Below are 20,724 nucleotides of genomic sequence, written 5' to 3'. Positions count from 1 at the left end.
CCATCTGGCAACCGATTTTTAAAGTATTATCTGTGTGAAGCAGCATTATCTCTTGTAAGATGCGACAAAGAATACAGCGACTTCTATCACCTCAAGTACAAAGAGGTGAACAGATACCAACACAAACGTGCACTCGCATTAACTGCTCGTAAACTTGTGCGATTAGTCTTTCGACTGCTGAAAGACAATCGTCTATATCGTCCAGCATAGTAGTATCACCTACTTGCTGATGAGTACGCCCTGCTCATTTAAAAATATGGTCGACAGGGCTTAGGTGGTCGTTTTTTCTTTTCGTGAAAAATGTCAAAAAATAAAAGATTTTTTATTTTTCTTTACTTGACATCACACCGCTGGACTTTTTATTTACATTAGAAAACGATTTACGATCATCCCCTGTTTCCATTAACAATCCGATTTATTTTTTCTGAAGTGCAAGCCAGTCAAGAAGAGTTACCTCTTTGCCAGAGACTACAACGGGTTTTCCATCATAATCAAGCCTGCAGTCATCATTCAGCATAGGTATCCATGCAAAATGTCCAAGGTACTCAAAAGGATTACCGTTCTCATCCTTAAAGCCCATGTGAAGATCCATTATCTTATCCCAGAAAGTAAAGTGAACATTCTTTGCTCCAGCCTTCATAAGTCTGTCATAGGTGGGCTTTACATATTTCTCAGGAACTACGATAGGATCGTTTTTAGCATGGGTAAACCAGATTGGAAGCTCCTTCATTTTTTCTATGTGAGCGTCGGTTATCTTTTCATCTATCATGGCTTCGCAGATTGGGAAAGCTGCTGCAAAGAAGTCCGGATAATCCATTATCATTCTCATGGTCATGAATCCTCCGTTGGAGTCACCACCAACATAGATTCTGTCTGTGTCTATAACGTATTCAAATCTGTCTATGAAATGATCAATGGTGTCCTTTAATACCTGAACATATCTGGATTCACCGGAATCGCCATACTCTCCGCTTCCGTTATCCAGCCACATGGTAGGACACTGAGGTGATAAAATGAACGCTCCGCCAAATTTGTCCTGAGCCCATTTTTCAGTAAGCGCCGGAACCTTGTTACCACTGTAGGAAATTGAGGTGTCATCTCCTCCCTCTCCTGCACCGTGAAGCCAGACTATCAGAGGCTTTTTACCTCCTTTAAGTTCAGGAATAAAGTAGCCATAGCGAAGGATTTTACTCTCATCCTCAGAATCATACTCAAGGAAACGTTCCTTCTTCGGATTAAATACTCCTGCACAGAGATCAAAGACAAGTCCTCTAAGCTGTTCATCTCCCTCACCGATTTCCTTGATCTGAGTAACCACATAATCATTTACTGTATATCTCTCATGTCCGTTGATGTTCCTAAAATCAGCTGCAAGAGCTGAAGAACATTTATATGCAGGTCCTATTTCAAGCTCAAGAGTCACATATCTTGAAGGTTCAGAGCTTCTGTTTCCCTTAATGTCACTTGGATATACATCCTTTATCACTCGGTAGCCCTTACTGGGTACAAACTCGTCTCTCTCAATAAAAGATTTTGGAAGCTCAATAATATCCCCTTTTTTACTAAGCATTTCCACAAACACATTAAAGCTGTCCTTACTCAGCTCATCTGCAGCAACCTTTCTTGGCATCGCAAGAATAAGCTTTGTTACATAGGGTCCAAAATCCGTAACATCAATCATCTGATAATATAAATTTCTCATGTTGTAAGCCTCCCAATTTAAAGTCATTAATCCCACATAAAGTGGCATATTTTTGTCTCATATGAAAATTACCTTCATAAATAAATATATTATTCGCAAAACTTAATCTCATTATATAATTAAGTATAATTCACTTAATTTTTTACTTAATTCCTCTCGCTAAATGAACTAAAGACAACGCAGCATATTATAGAATTGGTAGAATTAATCCGAATACTTTCAGAGATGTTGTACTAAGCATGTTTAACACTAAGCTTCTGAAAACTCTGTAAAAAAACGAGATGAAAGCAGTTTTAAGATGCCTTCATCCCGTCTTATTATTTTTTCAAAAATGTTTTATTTCGATTTCCGCTTTTGCCCGCAAGAAGTCATTAATATTTGCATTCAGATCAATATCTGCACTCAAGGACACAGTTCAGGATTCTTCTTGCGCATACCTGAAGCTCTGCTCTTGATACATCAGAATCAAGAATGTTCTGAACATCAGCTTCTGATCCGGGCATTGTAAGATCATTACCTGTTCTTACACAGTCAGCAGCATTTGATGAGCCGTATTTGAACTTTCTCTGCTCCATCTCGATGCCACCGGTTGTTCCCCAGTCAGTCATAATCACGCCCTTGAAGCCCCACTCATCTCTGCATACAGCTGTCAGAAGATCATAGTTGTTGGCAGCATGTAAACCATTTATAAGGTTATAGCTTGTCATGATTGAAAGAGGCTGTGACTGTCTAACCGCAATTTCGAAGCCCTTAAGATAGATTTCTCTGAGTGCACGTTCACTTACATGAGCATTGGTGTGCATTCTGTTATCTTCCTGGTTGTTGCAGGCAAAATGCTTGATTGTTGTTCCGCAGCCCTTATGCTTCTGAACACCCTTTGTGTCTGCTGCAGCACACATACCTGCAAGAAGAGGATCCTCAGAATAATACTCAAAGTTTCTGCCGCAAAGAGGATTCTTCTGAATATTCATTCCGGGTGCAAGCCACAAGTTAACACCAAGCTCTTCCATCTCTGCTCCCACAAGGTCACCTGCTTCTTCAATAACCTCCATATTCCAGGTCTGAGCAAGCATTGTTGCAATCGGAATTGCTGTGCAGTACTGATAATACTTTGTCACTTCGCCCTTTATTTCTGTCTTGGGTGCGTCATCACTTCCAGGGAAATCAAATGCCATTGCACTCATCTCAGGTATAATCTTATTGTCCTCATCAACAGCAAAATAAGGAGTAAGACGAAGACCTGCAGGTCCATCCGCAAGTACAAGATTGTGAATACCTCTCTCACTTGCAAGCTTGGAGCTTGTATCTCCGGCAGCACCCGGAACAACTGCTGAAGCTGTACCAATAACAGAAGTCCCACCAAAGCCGCCTCTGGCTGTACCTACACACAGATCAGCCATTTCTTCTCTTGATAGCTGTCCTAAAAGATCATCGAGACTTGCTTTTCCTGCCTTAACATCTTCAAGTGTAACCTTATCGGAACTTGTATTATTAAGCTCAGCAGGCTCCTTTACATATTCTGCAGTTACTGTCTTAATTGCATCAGCTGAAAGCTTAAGAATCTTTGCGGATGCTTTCTCATCTTCTTCGCCATCATAAGTGAGAGGCTTTTCATTCTTAGCAGAAATCTCATTAAGCTCCGTATCAATCTTAAATCTGTTTGAAAGCTTGCAGGTTGTAATCTCATTTTCAATCTCAACTGCAGCAACAACATGTGTACATCCGGCATTTTCACCGATTCTTATGAAATACTTTCCTGCCTCAAGAATATAGGATGCTGACTTCTCATCGTAAGAAGCAAAGCTTGAAACCTCTGCTTTAATTGTAAGAGTCTCTGCTTCACCCGGTGCAAGCTCCTTTGTTTTAGCGAATGCCTTCAACTCCTTAACAGGCTTTTCAAGCTTTCCATCCGGAGCTGATACATACAACTGAACGAGCTGTTTTCCGCTGAATTTATCACCGGTATTTTTAACGGTTACCTTTGCAGTAAGTGTTTCTCCATCAAGTGTTACATCCTCGGTCTTTATATCAAAGCTTGTGTATGAAAGACCATAGCCAAAGGAATAAGCAGGCTTTTTACCAAAGGAATCAAAGTAACGATATCCTACAAAAATACCTTCATTATAGTATTCATCATCCACATTACCGTTCTGTGAACTGAAGGTATCATATGCCGGATAGTCTGAATAATTCTCTGCCCAGGTCATAGCAAGATGTCCTGTGGGTATTGAATCCCCAAAAAGAACATCTGCAAATACAGTACCGATAACATTTCCGGCCTGGCTCATAAGAAGAACCGCGCCGATTCCTTTTATGCTTCTTAATGCCTTAGTATCTATTACACCGCCGACATTGAGAGCAACTACAAACTTTTCATAGCGTCCTGCCAGCTTCTCAATGTTTTTCTTTTCATTTTCAGTGAGCTCGTAATCACCTGCAACAGGCTTACGGTCTCTTCCTTCACCGGAATCTCTTGCTATTACATAAACTGCAGCATCTGCATCCACAAGGTCAGCATCAGAAATTTCCTGAATATCAGGATCATGATACGGATTATTAAAATACTCCATGAAAGCTATCATCGGATTACCGGCAGTCTTTACCATCTCCTGAATATGCTCATCATACTTTGCTCTGCAATCAACGCAGATTCTATCATATTCATCAAGCCATGAGCCTGAAACTATCTCATAACCTGCATCCTTTATCCCCTGCTCAATTCCAACAACGCTTCTGCTGTTTACATCTCCGGAGCCCTTTCCTCCTTTGATCATGTGTCTTGCACCGTTACCAAAAAGCGCTACCTTTTTAACGTCCTTGCTAAGAGGAAGTGTGCCATCATTTTCCAAAAGCACCATTCCCTCCGCTGCAAATCTGCGAACCTTATCCATGTGAGCTTTTTCTCTAGCTGACATCTCTGCCTCAGTTGAAGCTCTCCAAATACCCATTATTCCTTGTCTCCTCTCTAAAAAAGTTTTGCGTATTCAATATAATCTGAGATATGCTTTGCTCCATGACTACCGTCATTTCAGCAATTCTATATAATGGTATTTTACTATTTAAAAATCTTCATAATATATGAAATCACTTATTTTTATATAATTTCACATGCTACTTTTTGTTTTACTTAAGTTTATGATAAAATTAACCTAAATTAAGTAGAATTAATCTTCTGCTTTCTTATGTTGTATTACTTGGCATCATCAAGATTTTCAGACGAAGCAGAAAAAATCATATATAACAATTTGGTTAATTATGAGTGAGACAGTACATCAGGAATCATAAAGGAAAAAATATGGGAATTACAGCTAAAGAACTGGCAGCAAAGCTTGGCATAAGCGCAGCCGCAGTGAGCATGGCGCTTAATGACAAGCCGGGTGTAAGTGCCGCCACAAGAAAGAAAATTAAAAATGAAGCCTTAAAATATGGCTATGATTTTAGCAAGATCAAAACCTCAGCTATAAAAAACGGAAAAATATATTTTGTCATATATAAAAAAAGCGGCGTAGTCGTTGCCGATACGCCTTTTTATGCTGAGCTTTCAGAAGGTATTACTAAGGAATGTCAAAAACAGGGATACAAACTAAGAGTTCAATACTACTACGAATCTGATTTCACACAATCCGACCTTGAATCGATACAATTTTCAGATTGTATCGGAATCATTCTACTTGCTACCGAGCTTAATTCCGCAGACCTTGGAATGTTCCTCAAGTTACCTATTCCGCTGGTCATACTTGATGGCTATTTCGAATCCGTGGACAGAGATTTTGTGACCATAAACAATACCCAGGGCGCTTACAGGGCAACACAATATCTTATAAGAAAAATCAAATCACAGCCAGGCTACCTTATGTCCAGCTATCGCATTCAGAATTTTGCAGAAAGGTATGATGGTTTTAGAAAAGCAGTTCATGAAAATGGGCTCTCAAGATCTCAGAGTATTATCCATGAGCTCTCTCCTTCCATTGATGGTGCTTACCATGATATGTGTGATATCCTCTCTCAAAGGAAGCAGCTTGCAAGGTGCTATTTTGCTGAAAATGATCTCATAGCTGTAGGAGCCATGCGTGCCTTAAAGGAAGCAGGTTACAGAATTCCGGATGATATCGCAATAGTTGGCTTTGACAATCTTCCCATAAGCCAGATAATAGACCCTTCACTTTCCACCATCAATGTGCCAAAGGCTGCCCTTGGTGGTGAAGCAGTTAAGCGACTTATCATGCGAATAAACGATCCTGCACTTTCATATGTCAGAATTCAGGTATCTGCTTCCCTGGTAGACAGATACTCAGTTTAGTGTATTCTATTTACTTTCTGTTCCTTCTATTTTGAACAGAGCACTTAGTGTGATCCTTACTCGTAATTATATTCAGATAAAGAGTCAACTATAACAGGCTCAGACGCCTCTACAATATCTGTATTTTCAACAACAACGCGGGTCACACTGTAGTATAAAGGATCATCATTCGAATCTGCATTATCCTCCTCATAGGCAGCAAGAACTACATAGCGAACACCCTCTGTGTCTTCTGCTCCGCTAACACAGCTGTGATAGTCATCCATGTCATTGGTTTCATCCATGAGTACGGTTCCCATACTATCAAAGTCCAGATATTTCCAATCAGTTCCAACTGCACCTGTGACATCAGTGTACAGACATCCATTTTCAACATAAGCTGATATTGAAGATCCGGAATCTGCTGCCTGTTCATCGGTATCATCAATACTACCGGTTAGCCTTAGAATAATGAAAGCGATAACTGCAAATGCAAACATGCAGGGCATCATGATCATGAACATTTTCATGGACTTTGCGCTGCTTTCTTTAAACTCCTCATTATGCTCTTTTCTTATCTCGCGCCATTCTTTTCTGCTTTCATTAAGTTGTGTACCGGCAAAATCAAGAACTTCTTTTACGGCGCCGCCCATATCAATGTTAACATTATCCGCGTGCTCTATTGTGGCGTATTTAACATTGTAATTATTGATTGCCTTCTGAACCAGAAAGCTCATTCCGCAATAAGGACATTTTGCCTCGTCTGAATTTGCGTCAACTTCAACTCTGCCACCGCACTGAGTACACAGTGCCGGCACCATTTTTACATCATTTTCCATTTTTAATCCCCCTCGAATTTATAAAAATAATGATGTGTAAGCCAACAGTATAGTTACCATATGACTCAAAAGAAAAATTTTAGTATCAATAAGTCATGACGCGATTTATGGAAGTATACTCACATTATGACCTTTTGCTCCTATCTTCATATAATAACAAAAACACTAAATTCTCGCAATTAGTTCCCTATTGTTCTATAGTTCTATTATTATTTAACCGTAATAATAATCTGCTTATAATCAAAGAGTTTGTAGTATCCTTTGGAAGCTGCCTTTGCAATGATGTGGATCTTATCTCCGCTCACAGCTGTATCAGGTATTACAATTTCTGTAGTAACTGCTTTATTATCAAGCACTTCTTTCGAAATACATTCATTTGAAGGTTTTATCTCATTTGCACATTCTGCACTTGCTTCTTTATAAACTCTAAAAGAATAATCAATTCCAAGCTTATCTGGATTTTCCGCAATCGCAGATATGGTAACGTGCTCTCCTGCTGCGGCACTTATATCGCAGCCCTCACATATTTTTAACAGAGGTGAGTGCTCCGCCTTCTCATAGCTGTCCTCTGCTGCCCAGGATACTCTTGCAGCAAAATCCCGCTGAATATCAGCGACATATCCCCACATGGATTCCTGCTCTGTGATATTTCCATCTCTGTCTGTATATGCATCCTTTGCAACATCAAAGACATTGCAGCTTACGCCCTTTGAATTCTTATAATCAACCTTCATGTAGCGCCCGCCAATGCCACCGTAGGTAAAGTCTTCAAGTGTCCTTGTTCCGAAGGGCAGAAGCACAAAAAACGTAGGTGAATCACCTTCAGACAGGAAGTCGTATTTATTTATTTCACCCTTTAAAAACTTAGCACCAAACCACTCGTTCAAAATATTGGGGTTTGATCCAAACTGACCTTCACTATTTTCGCCTTCATAGTGATGTCCATCAAACCAGGTACAATATCCCTTTATCAATGCACTGTCTTTTGACAGCAATTCCTTTTGCATAAATTCAGCCTTAAGAGTATCCTTGCTCTCTCCCTCAGGCATGGTGAACCAGGGATATGCATAGCTCATCATCTGGAGCGTTTTAACAAATTGAATGCCCGGCCACACTTCTGCCACATATTCCTTATAGGCAGGATCCTGCTCTCCGCAGGCAGTGATCACCACCTTTTTGGAAATCTTTTCATGAAGCACTGACCACTCATCTTTGTTTTTATACTCTTCTTCAATATCCATCAGTGCTCTTGCAATGGTATTGGTACCTCCCCACACCTGGATGAAAAGAGTTCTCTCATCATCATCAAGGATTCTCTCCTTTATGAGATCAGATCCTTCTGACGGTTTTTCCATCTCGCCTTCGTAGCCAATGTTGCCAACCTTGGTTATTCTCCTCAAATAGTCAGGAGTGGGATACCCTTCTGCATGCTTGCAGAGATTGGGGTAATCTTTTTCATAGTCATCTATTACCCTCATCATCCAGTCTGTCCCCGGCCATCTGTAGGGCTGATCAAAAGGTCCGGAGTTTTCTACATATTCTCCTGCATCAAAATCGTCTTTTACCTTTTTTTCAGCCTTTACAGCCCCAGGCACACCCTTCCAGTGGAATTTGGAAGATGTCTGAATTATTCCCTGAACATCGACTTCATTTGCATAAAATAAAAAATGTCTAAGAGAATTCTGATCATCTACTTCAGCATCCTGTGTAATAATTGTTCTGATTTTCCCCATCTTCACACCTCATAGTTTTCCATTTTCATAACGAAATTCATAAGATGAATAACTGCTATTCTCATTTCATCCAGCGTGACTCTCTTTTCTTCAAAGCCCTTAAGAACCTGCTCTATGACCGGAGGACCACCCGGCATAACAACGTCATTTCCGGCAGCAACCGCATCTGCTCCATCTACAACAAAATCCATGTCTCCCCAGTCAGTGACAATGGCACCATCATATCCCCATTCATCCCTGAGAATATCCGTACAAAGCACCTTGTTTCCTGCAGTAAAGGTTCCATTAATCTTATTGAAAGAGCTCATAAATGAGACGGTATCTGTATTTTTTACTACCATCTCGAATGGCTTCAAATATATTTCTCTTGCCGCCCTTGAAGAAACTATGGAATCTACGGCATCAATATTTTTCTTGAAGCTTCCTCTTCTATAGGTTTCCTGCTCGTTTAATGCAAAATGCTTCGGGCAGGTTGTGACCTTATTATTTTCCATGGCACCTTTACAGATATTAACTCCCATGGTTCCGCAAAGGTAAGGATCCTCTGAGAAATACTCAAATGCTCTTCCCTCAATCGGATTCCTTATGATATTAAGTCCGGGCGCGAGCCATGCAGCAACTTTTTGTTCCTCTGCCTCTCTTCCGCATGCATTACCAAACTCATAGGCCAGCTCCTTACTAAAAGTGCAGGCCAACATCATACCTGTGGGCCAGGCTGTTTTTCCAACGCTCGCAGGGCCATCCTTATAAAAGCAGGAATAGATTCCATACTTTTTAATAGCAGGATTAATGTATCCCGGATTAGCTGACGGATGAGAATTTGAGCCTATGTCAGTACCATCCGGATACTGAATTGTCACCGGTGCCTTTTGTCCGATGCCGCCAAAAGGAAGTCCCGGTCCATAACCATTACATAAAACAGCAAGCTCCTCAGGAGTCATCTGATATACGAACTCTTCAATGCTATTTCTTCCACACTTTACGTCTTCAAGTGTGATGATTTCATCACTCTTTTCAATGTTTTCAAAGCTATAGTCGTGCTTTGTGATTTCCTCTGTTATGAGATCATCGGATGATATATTGATTGTAGGGATATTTGCTGATTTTACCTCTTCTGCTTCTTTTATATTTCCTGCATCAAGTAGTTCCAGCTTATCTTTGTTGCAGGCTTTTATACCGATATCAGCAGTCACCTTCCTTACAGTGATGTCTTTTGCAACTTCAATTTTGCCGCAGGGACTTACAGAATCTGAACTGTTACCTAAAAGGAGAATATACTCTCCTTTCGTAATAACATACTCTCCGCCCTTTTCTCCCATATCATTAAATACTGAAAGCTCTGCAAGATCAAAGGAAAGCGCAAGATTTGTTTCTGCTCCCGGTTTAAGTTCAGAAGTCTTTTCAAAATCCACAAGTTCCTTGTAAACACGTTTCTGAGTGCCTTCGGGCTTATGTACATAAAGCTGCAGGGTCTCTTTTCCTGAAAACTTTTCAGAGGTATTCTTCACCTTAAGAGAAACCAGCGCCCTGCCCCCGACACTAACAAGATTTATGACTTCAGTCTTGAAGGAAGCATAGCCAAGTCCGAATCCGAAAGGATAGCACACATCTTTTTCAAAGCTGTCAAAATATCTGTAGCCCACATATACATCCTCAATGTAGGCAGTAACAGGGCTTAAAGCTTTGTCTATGCTGCCGTTTTCCGTAGCAGACAGATTATAGTCCTCATAGGATTTAATATTTTTATTATCATCCTTGTTGCAGGAAAAATGCTCCGCGGTAGGATAATCTTCATATTTAAGGGCGGATGTCTGGGCAAGCTTTCCGCTAAAATATGCCTTTCCGCTTATCAGATCTGCAAGCGCACCGGCACCCTTTTCTCCGGCAGTTCCCATAAATATGCAGGCCTTAATTCTTTCATTTTCCTTCACCCACTTAAGGTCAATCATGCCATTTACATTGAGAACAATGATCACATTTTCAAAGCTGTCACAGGTCTTTTTAACAAGCTCCTTTTCAAGGTCACTTAAAAGATAATCATCCTTTATTCTTCTGTCACATTCTTCGCCGCCTGTCTGTCTTCCAATTACAACAATAGCGGTGTCTGTCTCCTTTGCTCCTTCGCTAAAAAGCTCATCTCCGGGAACCGGCTCAGGTGTAATTCCCTGATATTTTCCAAATAGCTCATAGATAATTCCGCTTGCAACAAGGCCTTCAAAATCCATGCCTGCCATATCCATGCCCTGCTTTTTAGCCTCTTCCTTCTCCTTTTTATCGGCATCCTGATAAAAAGCATCAAAGCCCTTCTCCAGATTAATACCCGCATTTATAAGCTCATCTCTTATCTGCATCGGATTATCACATCTTGAAGCACCTGATCCACCGCCTCCAATGATGGTGGCATTCTGAGTTCTTCCAAGAAGAGCTACCTTTTTTCCATTTTCCAAAGGCAACACCCCATTTTCATTCTTTAGAAGAACCATCGCTTCAGTTGCGATATTCCTTGCCAGTATTTGTCTTTCATTCTCATTTTCATAACCCATAATTACTTCTCATATAATCCAATCATGCCAAAAAGGTGATTGGATTAATCCTTTCTCCTCTAAAAAGGTAATTTAAATATGACTCATTTCAATAGATACGGATACCATAAACGCCTTAATGATGAGTGCTTACGTTATCTTACTCCTTATCAGGAATACCTTCCCATCTGTCCTTTATTCTAAATGCTATATCCTTGGGCTGACGATTTCTTGAAAATACACCCTTTTTATTTCCTGCAACCCTAAAGGTTCCTTCAACAGTCTGGAAATCCGCAAAGTTCCAGGTGAGCTCACCCTGCACGAAATCATATTTATCAAATATCTCAAAGTTCATGTCATAGTACTCATTCTGATATTCCTGAGTCCACATAGCTGAAGGAAGCTTATGTTCAGTAGAAAGAGTATCTGCACCAAACTCGGTAAATACGAAGGGCTTTCCTGTATTTTTTTCCTTCCACTTATCCATCTCTTCAATGAACAATTCCCTGGCATCAGAAAGCTCTGATCCGCCGCTAATGTACCAGCCGTAATATCTGTTAAGACTTATAAAATCGCAGAACTCATGGCACTGACATTTTTCAGGAGAAGATGTCTTTTCCAAAGCTCCCGTCAAAGGTCTCTTCTGTGGATCAATCCTTCTTGCTTCCTCAAATATCACTTTGAAATAGTCATGTGCAAAAGTACTTATGGTTTCAGGCTCATTGAAAAGACTAAATGAAATTACTGAAGGATGATTTTTATCTCTTCTTATCATCTCACGAACTGCGTTAAGATGATTTTTCTGAAGCTGTGGCACAGTGTCTGTTTCAAAGAAATAAGTGTACTTTCCACCGCTACCTGCATCCATGAAGTTAAAGAAGGATCTCATCATACCAACTGCAGGAACTTCATCGATGATAAGAAATCCCTCTTCGTCAGCAAATCTGTACCACTCCTCTGCATACGGATAGTGGCTTGTTCTAAAGCAGTTAGCTCCAATCCATTTCATGCATTCAAAATCTCTTTTTGCAATTCCATAGTTAAAGCCACGTCCGATTACATCAAAATCCTCATGCTTTCCAAAGCCCTTAAGATAAACAGGCTTTCCGTTAAGCAAAATCTTTGTTCCTTGTATGCTTATTGTGCGGATACCAATTCTATCCTCATATTTATCCTGCTCTTTTCCTGATTCTAATAAGACAATTTCAATATTGTAAAGATAAGGCCTGTGGACATCCCAAAGTACGGGTTCATCTACTGTAAGCTCACACTCTCCGCAAAGCTTCTCTAATCCATGCTGCTCTTCATTGTCTTCATCATCTTCAAATTCATTTTCCTTACTGCATCCGGGGTTTAATGTAATGTCCTTAGTTGCTACTTCGTTTCCATCCTCATCCTTAAGAATTGCTCTTGCAGAATAATCAAGTTCCTTTATTCCCAAAGCATCAACAGAAAGCTTTACTGTTGCGGTATTATCCGTAATATCAGTAATCACTCCATAATCTGTTATACTGGCCGGATTGATGCTCATTAGCCATACTGAACGATGGATACCTGCATAATTGAAGAAATCAAAGTATGGCTTTAACAACTTATTCCCATTTTTGAGGGTACTTACTTTTCCGCAGGGAAGTGTAGTTTCATCAAGCTCGTTGCTTACTTTTACCACCAGCACATTTTTTTCACCAGGCTTTACTGCATCAGAGATATCACATACAAAAGGCAAAAATCCGCCTTCATGTCTTCCAACCTCTATACCATTTACATATACTACTGCTCTGTGGGTAACACTTCCAAAACGAATGTAATTTCTATGCTCTAAATTTGCATTAGAAATATGAAACTCGCACTGATACCAGAATGTACCACAATAATCTCTGGATGCTTTATCAGTGAAAAAATCATTAAAAGAAGCCGGTACAGGCATATTTATAGCATCCTTGGGAAGCCCATTATTCCAGCCCTCTTTTATTCCTCTCTCGTCAGGATCAAAACAAAAACGCCATAAGCCATCCAGCTTCTTCTCATTTCTAAATTCATTTGTAATTGGATATAATAAACTCTTCATACATTACCTTCTTTCCATATATATTTCTTCTCGATTAGACTGATTGCAGACCAAAACTACATTTCCGCAAAGGGAGTAACTAACAAAAAACTATATTTAGACTCGGAGCACGAATACCCCGAGTCTAAATGATTTTGATTATTTAATTATTGTTTGCCTTCATAAGGAAGTTCCGCTCTCGCTTCGCTCGCCGGAACACGTTCACACTAGGCTCGGAAAAACCTCGCCAAGTGTTCTCAGCCCTTAACTCCACCGAGTGTGATACCTTTCACGAAGTTGTTCTGGATGAAAGGATATACGATTATGATAGGAAGAACACCCACAACTGCCATTGACATACGAACAGCTACGCTGGGTATTGAAGCAAGTGCTGTGTTTGCATTGCTGGCTACTGAACTGTTCTGTGTAAGGAACTGTATGTTCTGAATCATACGGTTAAGCAGGTTCTGTATTGAATACAGATCTGTTCTCTTTGTAAGGTAGATATAACCGTTCATCCAGTCGTTCCAGTAAGCAATTCCGATGAAAAGTCCAATTGTTGCTACGATAGGCTTAGCAAGAGGAAGTGCAATCTTGAAAAATGCCTGGAATTCTGTTGCGCCATCTATGTAAGCTGCTTCCAGGATTTCATCCGGAACTCCTGTTACGAAGTATGACTTCATCATCATAACATTAAATGCATTCATCAAAAGTCCGGGAACCAAAAGTGCAAAGAATGTATTTTTAAGTCCAAATACATTTGTGTAGTTAATGTAAGTAGGAACCAGACCACCATTGAACAACATTGTAAAGAATACGAGGAATGTGAGTATTCCTCTTCCGGGGAGGAATGTTTTTGATAAAGCATATCCCATCAGAGTTGTTATGGAGAGTCCAAGTGCTGTACCGCAGATTGTAAGTAAAATTGAAATCATGTAAGCGTGCGGCACTGAATTACCACTGGTAAATATGTATTTATAAGCTTCTAAACTCCACTGCTCCGGAATGAATGAATAACCGTTTCTTACAAGTGCATCATTATCCGTAAAGGATGAAATCACGAGAAGTATGAGCGGTATTACTGCACAGAGTGTTACGATTGTCATTACTATATGACCAAAGATCTGAAATCTTTTTTCCTGTCCCACGATTAAATCCTCCCTTCTTAGAATAATGCGCTATCCGGATCAAGCTTACGAACAGCAATGTTAGCTGCCATAACAAGGATGAATCCGACTATTGACTGATAAACACCGGCTGCTGCAGACATTGTGATGTCGCCAAGCTCGATAAGTCCTCTGTAAACGTAAGTATCGATTGTGTTGGTTACAGATAACAATGCTCCTGAGTTCTGAGGTACCTGATAGAAAAGTCCGAAGTCTGAATAGAAAATTCTACCGATAGCCATAAGTGTGAGCATGATAACTGTAGGTCTTAAAAGTGGAAGTGTTATACTCTTGATCTGCTGCCACTTTGAAGCTCCGTCGATGGCTGCTGCCTCATAGTAACTTCTGTCAAAACCAATTATTGTTGACAGATAGATGATGCAGTTATAACCGATACCCTTCCAAAGATTTACAAATACAAGGATGAATGGCCAGTACTGTTTTTCCTGATACCAGCTAACAGGATCTTTTCCTAAAGCTCCAAGAATTGAATTGTTGATAAATCCGTTTTCTGCTGATAAAAATGCAAATACAAGGTAGCTTACGATAACCGCTGAAAGCAGGTAAGGAAGAAGTATTACTGACTGATACACTTTCTTGATCTTATGTGTAAGTTCAGAAAGAATGATTGCTATTAGAATTGCGAATACTGTGTTTACTATGATAAACACAAGGTTGTAGCATATCGTGTTTCTTGTAATGATAAATGCATCCTGAGTTGAAAATAAATATTTAAAATTCTTAAGGCCCGCCCATTTGGAGCCGTAAATTCCGTACTTAGCTTTATAATTTTTAAATGCAAGAATAATTCCCGGCATAGGCATATAGTTGTTAATAAACATATATATAAGGCCCGGGAGTGCCATGATATAAATCGGTATAGAACGCTTAAGCAGTGACTTGCGTTTCTCGGGAGATAACTTTTGTTTTATCTTCTTTTGCTGTGCCATAACCCCGTCTCCTTTAATATGTCCTGCGCTTTCGCGCAGGACTTAAGAAATGAAATACTTTTTTGAAATAATGTCAGAACAAATTACTGAACTCCGTTTGCTGCAGCCCATTCATCAAGTGCTGCCTGTTTTGCTGCCATATAGTCATCAAGACCTGCTTCCTTAAGACGATTTACAAGTTCAGGTAAACCTTCCTCAGGATTAATAAATCCAAGCTCAAGCTGTGACTGATATTCTGAATAAACGTTTGCAAGTGCTGTATACTCAGCTGAAACATCACTGTTATCAAATGTGAATCCCATAGCCTTTGAAGCTGTAGCATTGTCGTTGAACTCCTGCATTCTATCCCAGATTGTGAGTTCGTTGCCTTCCCAAATCTTTGCTATGAACTGGTTGGGCATTTCCCAGTTAACGTTGTTAAAGTACTCAGAATTGTTAGCATCGATACCATCAGCATATGTGATGTGTCCATCGCCTGTCTCTTTCCATTCAACGCCCTCTTCGCCCCAGCAGATAAGTGTTGATGCGTCAGGATCTGTGTAAAGAAGGTTAAGAACCTGCATAGCTGCTACCGGATCATCTGTGTTCTGGTTGATGCACCAAGGCATTGTGTTGTATGCACTTGAGCCCTTGAAATCAGGACCAAGCTGGAAGATAATCATATCTTCACCGCAAAGATTGGATTCCTGCTGTTTGATGCCGGGCTTTGTAGCTGTCTTATAAGCCATAAGTGAACCTGACTTAACCTGAACTGTTGTAGCATTTGTCTCTGTGATAGCATCAGGGGAAATCCATCCTCTCTGATTCCAGTCGTACATTCTCTGGCAAAGTTCCTTATACTGATCGCTTTCGAATAGATCCTCGATTTCAAGGCTCTCTGTAGGATTAAGGAGAACGCCGAAGTTATCTGAAGGAATATCGATTGCAAGGCACTGGCTTACAACTGAAGATACGTCCATGTAGAATACTGTCTTTTCAGGATGTGCTTCATGAAGCTTTGTGAAGATATCCTCGATAGTATCAAAATCTGAATAAATGATTTCTTCACCATCTTTGTAAAGTGAGTTGTAATCAAATCCGATTTCGTCAAGAAGTGCTGCAGGGATAGAAATACCAAACTTACCTGCTGCATCATCCTTCTTAACAGGTGTTCCATATAATGTTCCACTTACACGGCAACCATCAATTTCATTTGTTCTGAATGCATTGAGGATTCCCTGTCCGTAATTCTGAATAAGATCATCTTCTTCAAGGTCAAGTGTGTATCCCTTATTTACACAAGGCATAAATCCAACTGATACTGCATTAAACAGATCAACCTGCTCGCCTGATGCAAGCATAAGGTTCATATTCTGTGAATATGAAGCTGCATCCATTATCTGAAGCTCAACCTTAACGCCAAGCTTTTCTTCTGTAATCTCTGAAAGCTTCTCTGAAATGCGATCGATTCCGGCAGGTGAACCTGCAAAGTTCATGTATGCGATCACAACTGTAGGTGTCTCGCCTGAATCTTTTCTCGCCTGGATAGCTTCCTCAGCTGCTGCACTGTCGCCTGTAGCTTCTGCTGTGCTCTCTCCTGCATCCTCAGATGAATCTGCAGCATCTTCTGCTCCTGCATCCTCTGACTGCTCTGTTGCTGTATCAGCTTTTTCTGCTCCGCCTTGGCCGCATCCGCTGAGTGCTCCGCAAACCATAGCGCCTGATAAAAGCAATGCCATAAGTTTTCTCTTCATTATTAGTTACCTCCCTTATTAAAGTTCAAATTGTTCACAGACACCAGATCATGTGTCTTGTCATCAACTAATGCAAATTATAAAATAGATGGGAAACTTAAAGTTGCACTTTTATTAGTTGTTTATGTAAATTTCTTATATGATGATCAAAGAAAAAAACAATACGGGATTATATTCTTTCAAAAGCAGGTTAAGGAGTTTTTTTTATCTTCTCTTGGGAGTGGTTATAGTTGCCATGTCAATATATGTGGGGCTGTTTACTTACACGCTTCAGCAGCGTACCTACAGAGATGTTATGCAGCTTCTTTCCTTATATAATGAGCAAACCAGTTCAAACCTTAAGAGCGTTGACTACTATCTTATGGAGCTCTCAAATTACAGCACGGACATATCTTCAGTAGCACTTCTTGATGATATAAGCGATAACTATAACAGTATTATTCGAATATCACAGATGTTTGAATTTAACTTAAGATCATTTCCTACCATAAAGGGTATGTACGCATATTTCCCCAGAAGTAAGAGGTGGGTTGGTTACAGTAATTCATCGGATTCAAGAATATCCCTGCAGCCTTATTTAAAGGAACAGTTTCAGAATGAGGAAATTCTTGCAGACATCAAAAATACAAATGGCTTAAAATGGATTCCATATAATTATGAAGATAATACCTATCTGGTTAAAACATTTTTTTATGACAACAGTATGGTCGGCGCATGGACTGATCTTAAGACTCTCGCTTCTTCACTTCGAAGTCTAAAGGACATGGATGCCCTTATTCTTTTTACAGATAAGACAGGGGATATTGTCAGCATAGAAAGTCCCTACTCAGAGGCAAAGGAACTCATAAATGATATTTCAGATTACAGAGAAAACATAAAGCTTCCGGTAAATGAATCACTAAATTCCTACTCTGTAATAACGGTTGCAGGAAAAAGCTATATGGTCACAACTGCTGAACTTGAGTATTGTGACTACTTTATTACTGCTATGATACCCATGAGAAAAATCATTTCAAGTACAGATATTTTCTGGGGTTATGCAATCATGTTTATCCTGATCCTCCTTATGGCATTTTCAGTTATTGTTTACTTTTTCAACAGGCTTATCCATAGAACCATGAGTATGATGACTACCATGAATAATGCCATAATTGCAGGCGAACCGGAGCACAGAATCGATATATCAAATGAAAAATGTGTAGAAGTTCTTGAGGTTGCAACAACCTACAACAAAATGGTCGATCATATCCAGAAGCTTAAAGTAGACGTTTATGAGGAAGGACTGCAAAAGAAGAATTTCCAATTATTCTTTTTACGTTCTCAGGTTGCACCGCATTTCCTGATCAACTGCCTTAATATGATAACTTATCTTGCAGACGGCTCACCTGAAAATACTGCTGTGCTTCGGAAGATGATAGAAACCTTATCAAAGCATCTGCGCTACACACTTGGCACGGACGAGCAGGTTCCTATTTCAAAAGAGTTGGAGTTTCTTGATAATTATGTAGAACTTACAAAGCTTCGTTTTCCGGGCTGTATTATTTATGAAAAGAGCATTGATGAAAGCTCCCTCAATGCCGCCATATTCCCGGTAATGCTTATCATGTTTATGGAAAATACTTTTAAGCATAATCTTGTAATGGGCGAGCAGCTTAAGGTAATTGACAAGATTGATGTATATGAAAATGATGGAAACAAAAGGCTTCATATCACACATATTGATTCCGGTGAAGGTTTTGATGATGCATTCTTAGAGGATTTTAAGAAAAATCATGCCACAACTATAAAAAAAGCTGATGGTTCTAATATCGGAATTAATAATGTAATCCACAGGCTTCAGCTCTACTACGGTGAGACAGCTTCCATGAACCTGACCAATGAACCGGGTATGGGTGCACGGATTGATATTGATATTCCATATGTAGAGTTTCAGGAAAGCAAAAACAAAAAAGAAACTGTTCACAGAATAATATCTTAAATCATAGTAAATACGCATTGTAATTAACGGAGAGCAAAATGACCTTACTTATTGTTGATGATGAATTTTTACTGGTTCAGGGTGTAAAAAAGACAATTGACTGGAACGCCCTTGGTATCACTGAAGTTTATGAGGCATATAGCGCAGATCAGGCAAGAGCAGTCTATGAGGAGCATCAGATAGACATTCTCTTATCTGATGTGGAGATGCCAAGAGAAAACGGACTTTCACTTATTCACTGGGTAAAAGAAAACGGCTACAACTCCGTAAACATTCTTCTTACAGGTCATGCCAATTTTGACTATGCAAGAGAAGGCATATCCCTGCAGATCCTGGACTATGTACTAAAGCCCATCGAACAGGATTCACTTACTAAAGTTCTTAAAAAGGCTGTTGAAGAAGTGCTTTCCATCAAAGAAGAACGGGCTGCAAAAATCGCTCAGGCTGCAGATGATCTGTGGCAATATCTCTTCGATGGGACACTGTCTCCTGACCCCGATTCAATCGCAGAATATATAGATAATAATTTTCTTCCTGACGGGATCGCGGACCGCTCCTACTACTATGCCTATCTTCAGGTCCATTCCCCTGACGATGCCTTTTCAGTCCTTCCCGTTAAAAGCATTGTAGGTGAACTTTTTACGGAGCATTTTAATATCACTATAGTGGACAGAAGCTGTTTTATGCTCAGCATCTGTCTCCCAATAAATGCAGCTGCTGATTACGAAAAAGGCATTGTTTCAAGATTATCCAATGTGACTGAAAGGCTAAGTAAATCTTATCCTAATTGTAAGTTCCTGTTCTATTCCTTTGCAGATGCCCCGCTATCTGCGGCTCCCTATGCATATGAGCTGCTTGCCCAATATTCAAAGAGCATCATTTCCTCAGAGAGCAAAGTGATATCTATCATGAATCCCGAACTCTCAAATATATCTGCCAAAACCAGGGAACATAGCGAAAGAATAGAAGTTGAAAAATGGGAACAGCTTTTATCCGAGGGTCGATGTGATGATGTTCTTCTGAGTATCAGAGGACTTCTAATGCAGACGGATACCACATTTTCGTCAGGTTTTCTTCGGTCGATTTACTATGGGCTTTTGTCTGCTGTATTTGCAGTGCTGTCTCAGAAAAACTGCTCTCCTACCCGCATTTCAACGGAAATGGCAAGGACAGCTGATCCAAGAAGCATTACCTCTTCTGTAAACGGTCTTATTAATTGGGCCAAGTCTCTGCTCAGGACTTTTTCAGATGTAACAGCTGATAGTGGAAATGAGGAAAACACTGTACTGCAGATCAAGCAGTTTATTAAGGATCATTTATCAGATGCAGATCTTTCAAGAACGACCATTGCTGAGGCGGTACATATTTCGCCTGACTATCTCTCTTACTTTTTCCATAAGGAATCAGGGGAAGTTCTGTCATCCTATGTAAATGGAGAAAGGATTGCAGCTGCGAAAAAGCTCCTCATAAATTCACAGGTTTCCTCACAGGAGATTGCTGAAAAGACAGGATTCTCAAATGTATCTTACTTCCATAAACAATTCAAAAAAGCAACCGGGCTGACCCCCAATGCCTATCGGTCCGAATTCAAAAAGTAGTAATAGGACGCCCCGGAATATATATATGACTTCACCCTCGTTGCAAAAAACGCATAATCGGTTGAAGTCATATATATATTCCGGGGCTGTATTTTGGTTACATTTAATATGTTTTTTTGAATTCAGTCCGCGGTCTCAAAGAAGAATAGTCTACTAATTTCAGATATTTATTTTGAG

At 39.9% G+C, this 20,724-nt stretch carries 12 protein-coding genes and 1 pseudogene; 4 read left to right on the top strand and 9 right to left on the bottom strand.

From position 1 onward, the window contains the following. Positions 1-210: pseudogene (locus T501_RS22120) on the top strand (IS110 family transposase); the annotation flags it as partial. Positions 211-415: 205 nt separating this feature from the next. Here T501_RS22120 and T501_RS09145 read toward each other — a convergent pair. Together T501_RS09145 and T501_RS09140 are read right to left on the bottom strand one after the other, a co-directional pair. After that, entirely contained in the window at positions 416-1,702 is a 1,287-nt protein-coding gene (locus T501_RS09145; RefSeq protein WP_044914414.1) for a prolyl oligopeptidase family serine peptidase, read from the bottom strand. Between the two features lie 389 nt (positions 1,703-2,091). After that, positions 2,092-4,650, bottom strand: coding sequence for a glycoside hydrolase family 3 protein (locus T501_RS09140; RefSeq protein ID WP_050008229.1), 2,559 nt, complete (start codon positions 4,648-4,650; stop codon positions 2,092-2,094). A 347-nt stretch (positions 4,651-4,997) separates the two neighbouring features. Here T501_RS09140 and T501_RS09135 point away from each other — a divergent pair, with 347 nt between their 5' ends. Next, entirely contained in the window at positions 4,998-6,002 is a 1,005-nt protein-coding gene (locus tag T501_RS09135; RefSeq protein WP_026510284.1) for a LacI family DNA-binding transcriptional regulator, read from the top strand. Positions 6,003-6,058: 56 nt separating this feature from the next. Here T501_RS09135 and T501_RS09130 read toward each other — a convergent pair whose 3' ends face one another. The 7 genes from T501_RS09130 to T501_RS09100 form a co-directional block, all read right to left on the bottom strand. Beyond that, entirely contained in the window at positions 6,059-6,820 is a 762-nt protein-coding gene (locus T501_RS09130; protein ID WP_044914412.1) for a TFIIB-type zinc ribbon-containing protein, read from the bottom strand. A gap of 209 nt (positions 6,821-7,029) precedes the next feature. Next, positions 7,030-8,553 (bottom strand): DUF1593 domain-containing protein, encoded by a 1,524-nt coding sequence (locus T501_RS09125; protein WP_044914411.1) that lies wholly within the window; start codon positions 8,551-8,553, stop codon positions 7,030-7,032. Positions 8,554-8,555: 2 nt separating this feature from the next. Continuing rightward, on the bottom strand, positions 8,556-11,096 hold the full coding sequence (locus T501_RS09120) for a glycoside hydrolase family 3 protein (RefSeq protein WP_044914409.1): 2,541 nt from the start codon (positions 11,094-11,096) through the stop codon (positions 8,556-8,558). 139 nt (positions 11,097-11,235) lie between these two features. Next, complete coding sequence (locus T501_RS09115; RefSeq protein WP_044914408.1) at positions 11,236-13,143, bottom strand: glycoside hydrolase family 2 TIM barrel-domain containing protein; 1,908 nt, start codon at positions 13,141-13,143, stop codon at positions 11,236-11,238. A 236-nt stretch (positions 13,144-13,379) separates the two neighbouring features. Continuing rightward, entirely contained in the window at positions 13,380-14,270 is an 891-nt protein-coding gene (locus T501_RS09110) for a carbohydrate ABC transporter permease (protein WP_330363586.1), read from the bottom strand. A gap of 17 nt (positions 14,271-14,287) precedes the next feature. Beyond that, positions 14,288-15,238 (bottom strand): ABC transporter permease, encoded by a 951-nt coding sequence (locus T501_RS09105; protein ID WP_044914406.1) that lies wholly within the window; start codon positions 15,236-15,238, stop codon positions 14,288-14,290. Between the two features lie 83 nt (positions 15,239-15,321). Beyond that, the gene (locus T501_RS09100) at positions 15,322-16,971 is read right to left on the bottom strand and encodes an ABC transporter substrate-binding protein (RefSeq protein ID WP_050008228.1); all 1,650 of its coding nucleotides are present in this window, start codon (positions 16,969-16,971) and stop codon (positions 15,322-15,324) included. A 220-nt stretch (positions 16,972-17,191) separates the two neighbouring features. On the opposite strand from T501_RS09100, the gene T501_RS09090 reads away from it, so the two are divergent. Continuing rightward, complete coding sequence (locus tag T501_RS09090) at positions 17,192-18,949, top strand: sensor histidine kinase (protein WP_207641188.1); 1,758 nt, start codon at positions 17,192-17,194, stop codon at positions 18,947-18,949. A 38-nt stretch (positions 18,950-18,987) separates the two neighbouring features. After that, positions 18,988-20,547 (top strand): response regulator transcription factor, encoded by a 1,560-nt coding sequence (locus T501_RS09085; protein WP_044914400.1) that lies wholly within the window; start codon positions 18,988-18,990, stop codon positions 20,545-20,547. Positions 20,548-20,724 lie beyond the last annotated feature (177 nt).

This window comes from Butyrivibrio sp. WCE2006, from assembly GCF_000701985.1.
In the GTDB taxonomy this organism is placed as follows: Bacteria; Bacillota; Clostridia; order Lachnospirales; family Lachnospiraceae; genus Butyrivibrio.
The sequence above is the reverse complement of the archived record's forward strand: the minus strand, read 5'-3'. Positions and strand labels throughout refer to the sequence as shown.

Coding starts and splice junctions, on each gene's coding strand:
- T501_RS09145 (WP_044914414.1), bottom strand. CDS start 1,702: ATGAGAAATTTATATTATCAGATGATTGATGTTACGGATTTTGGACCC.
- T501_RS09140 (WP_050008229.1), bottom strand. CDS start 4,650: ATGGGTATTTGGAGAGCTTCAACTGAGGCAGAGATGTCAGCTAGAGAA.
- T501_RS09135 (WP_026510284.1), top strand. CDS start 4,998: ATGGGAATTACAGCTAAAGAACTGGCAGCAAAGCTTGGCATAAGCGCA.
- T501_RS09130 (WP_044914412.1), bottom strand. CDS start 6,820: ATGGAAAATGATGTAAAAATGGTGCCGGCACTGTGTACTCAGTGCGGT.
- T501_RS09125 (WP_044914411.1), bottom strand. CDS start 8,553: ATGGGGAAAATCAGAACAATTATTACACAGGATGCTGAAGTAGATGAT.
- T501_RS09120 (WP_044914409.1), bottom strand. CDS start 11,096: ATGGGTTATGAAAATGAGAATGAAAGACAAATACTGGCAAGGAATATC.
- T501_RS09115 (WP_044914408.1), bottom strand. CDS start 13,143: ATGAAGAGTTTATTATATCCAATTACAAATGAATTTAGAAATGAGAAG.
- T501_RS09105 (WP_044914406.1), bottom strand. CDS start 15,238: ATGGCACAGCAAAAGAAGATAAAACAAAAGTTATCTCCCGAGAAACGC.
- T501_RS09100 (WP_050008228.1), bottom strand. CDS start 16,971: ATGAAGAGAAAACTTATGGCATTGCTTTTATCAGGCGCTATGGTTTGC.
- T501_RS09085 (WP_044914400.1), top strand. CDS start 18,988: ATGACCTTACTTATTGTTGATGATGAATTTTTACTGGTTCAGGGTGTA.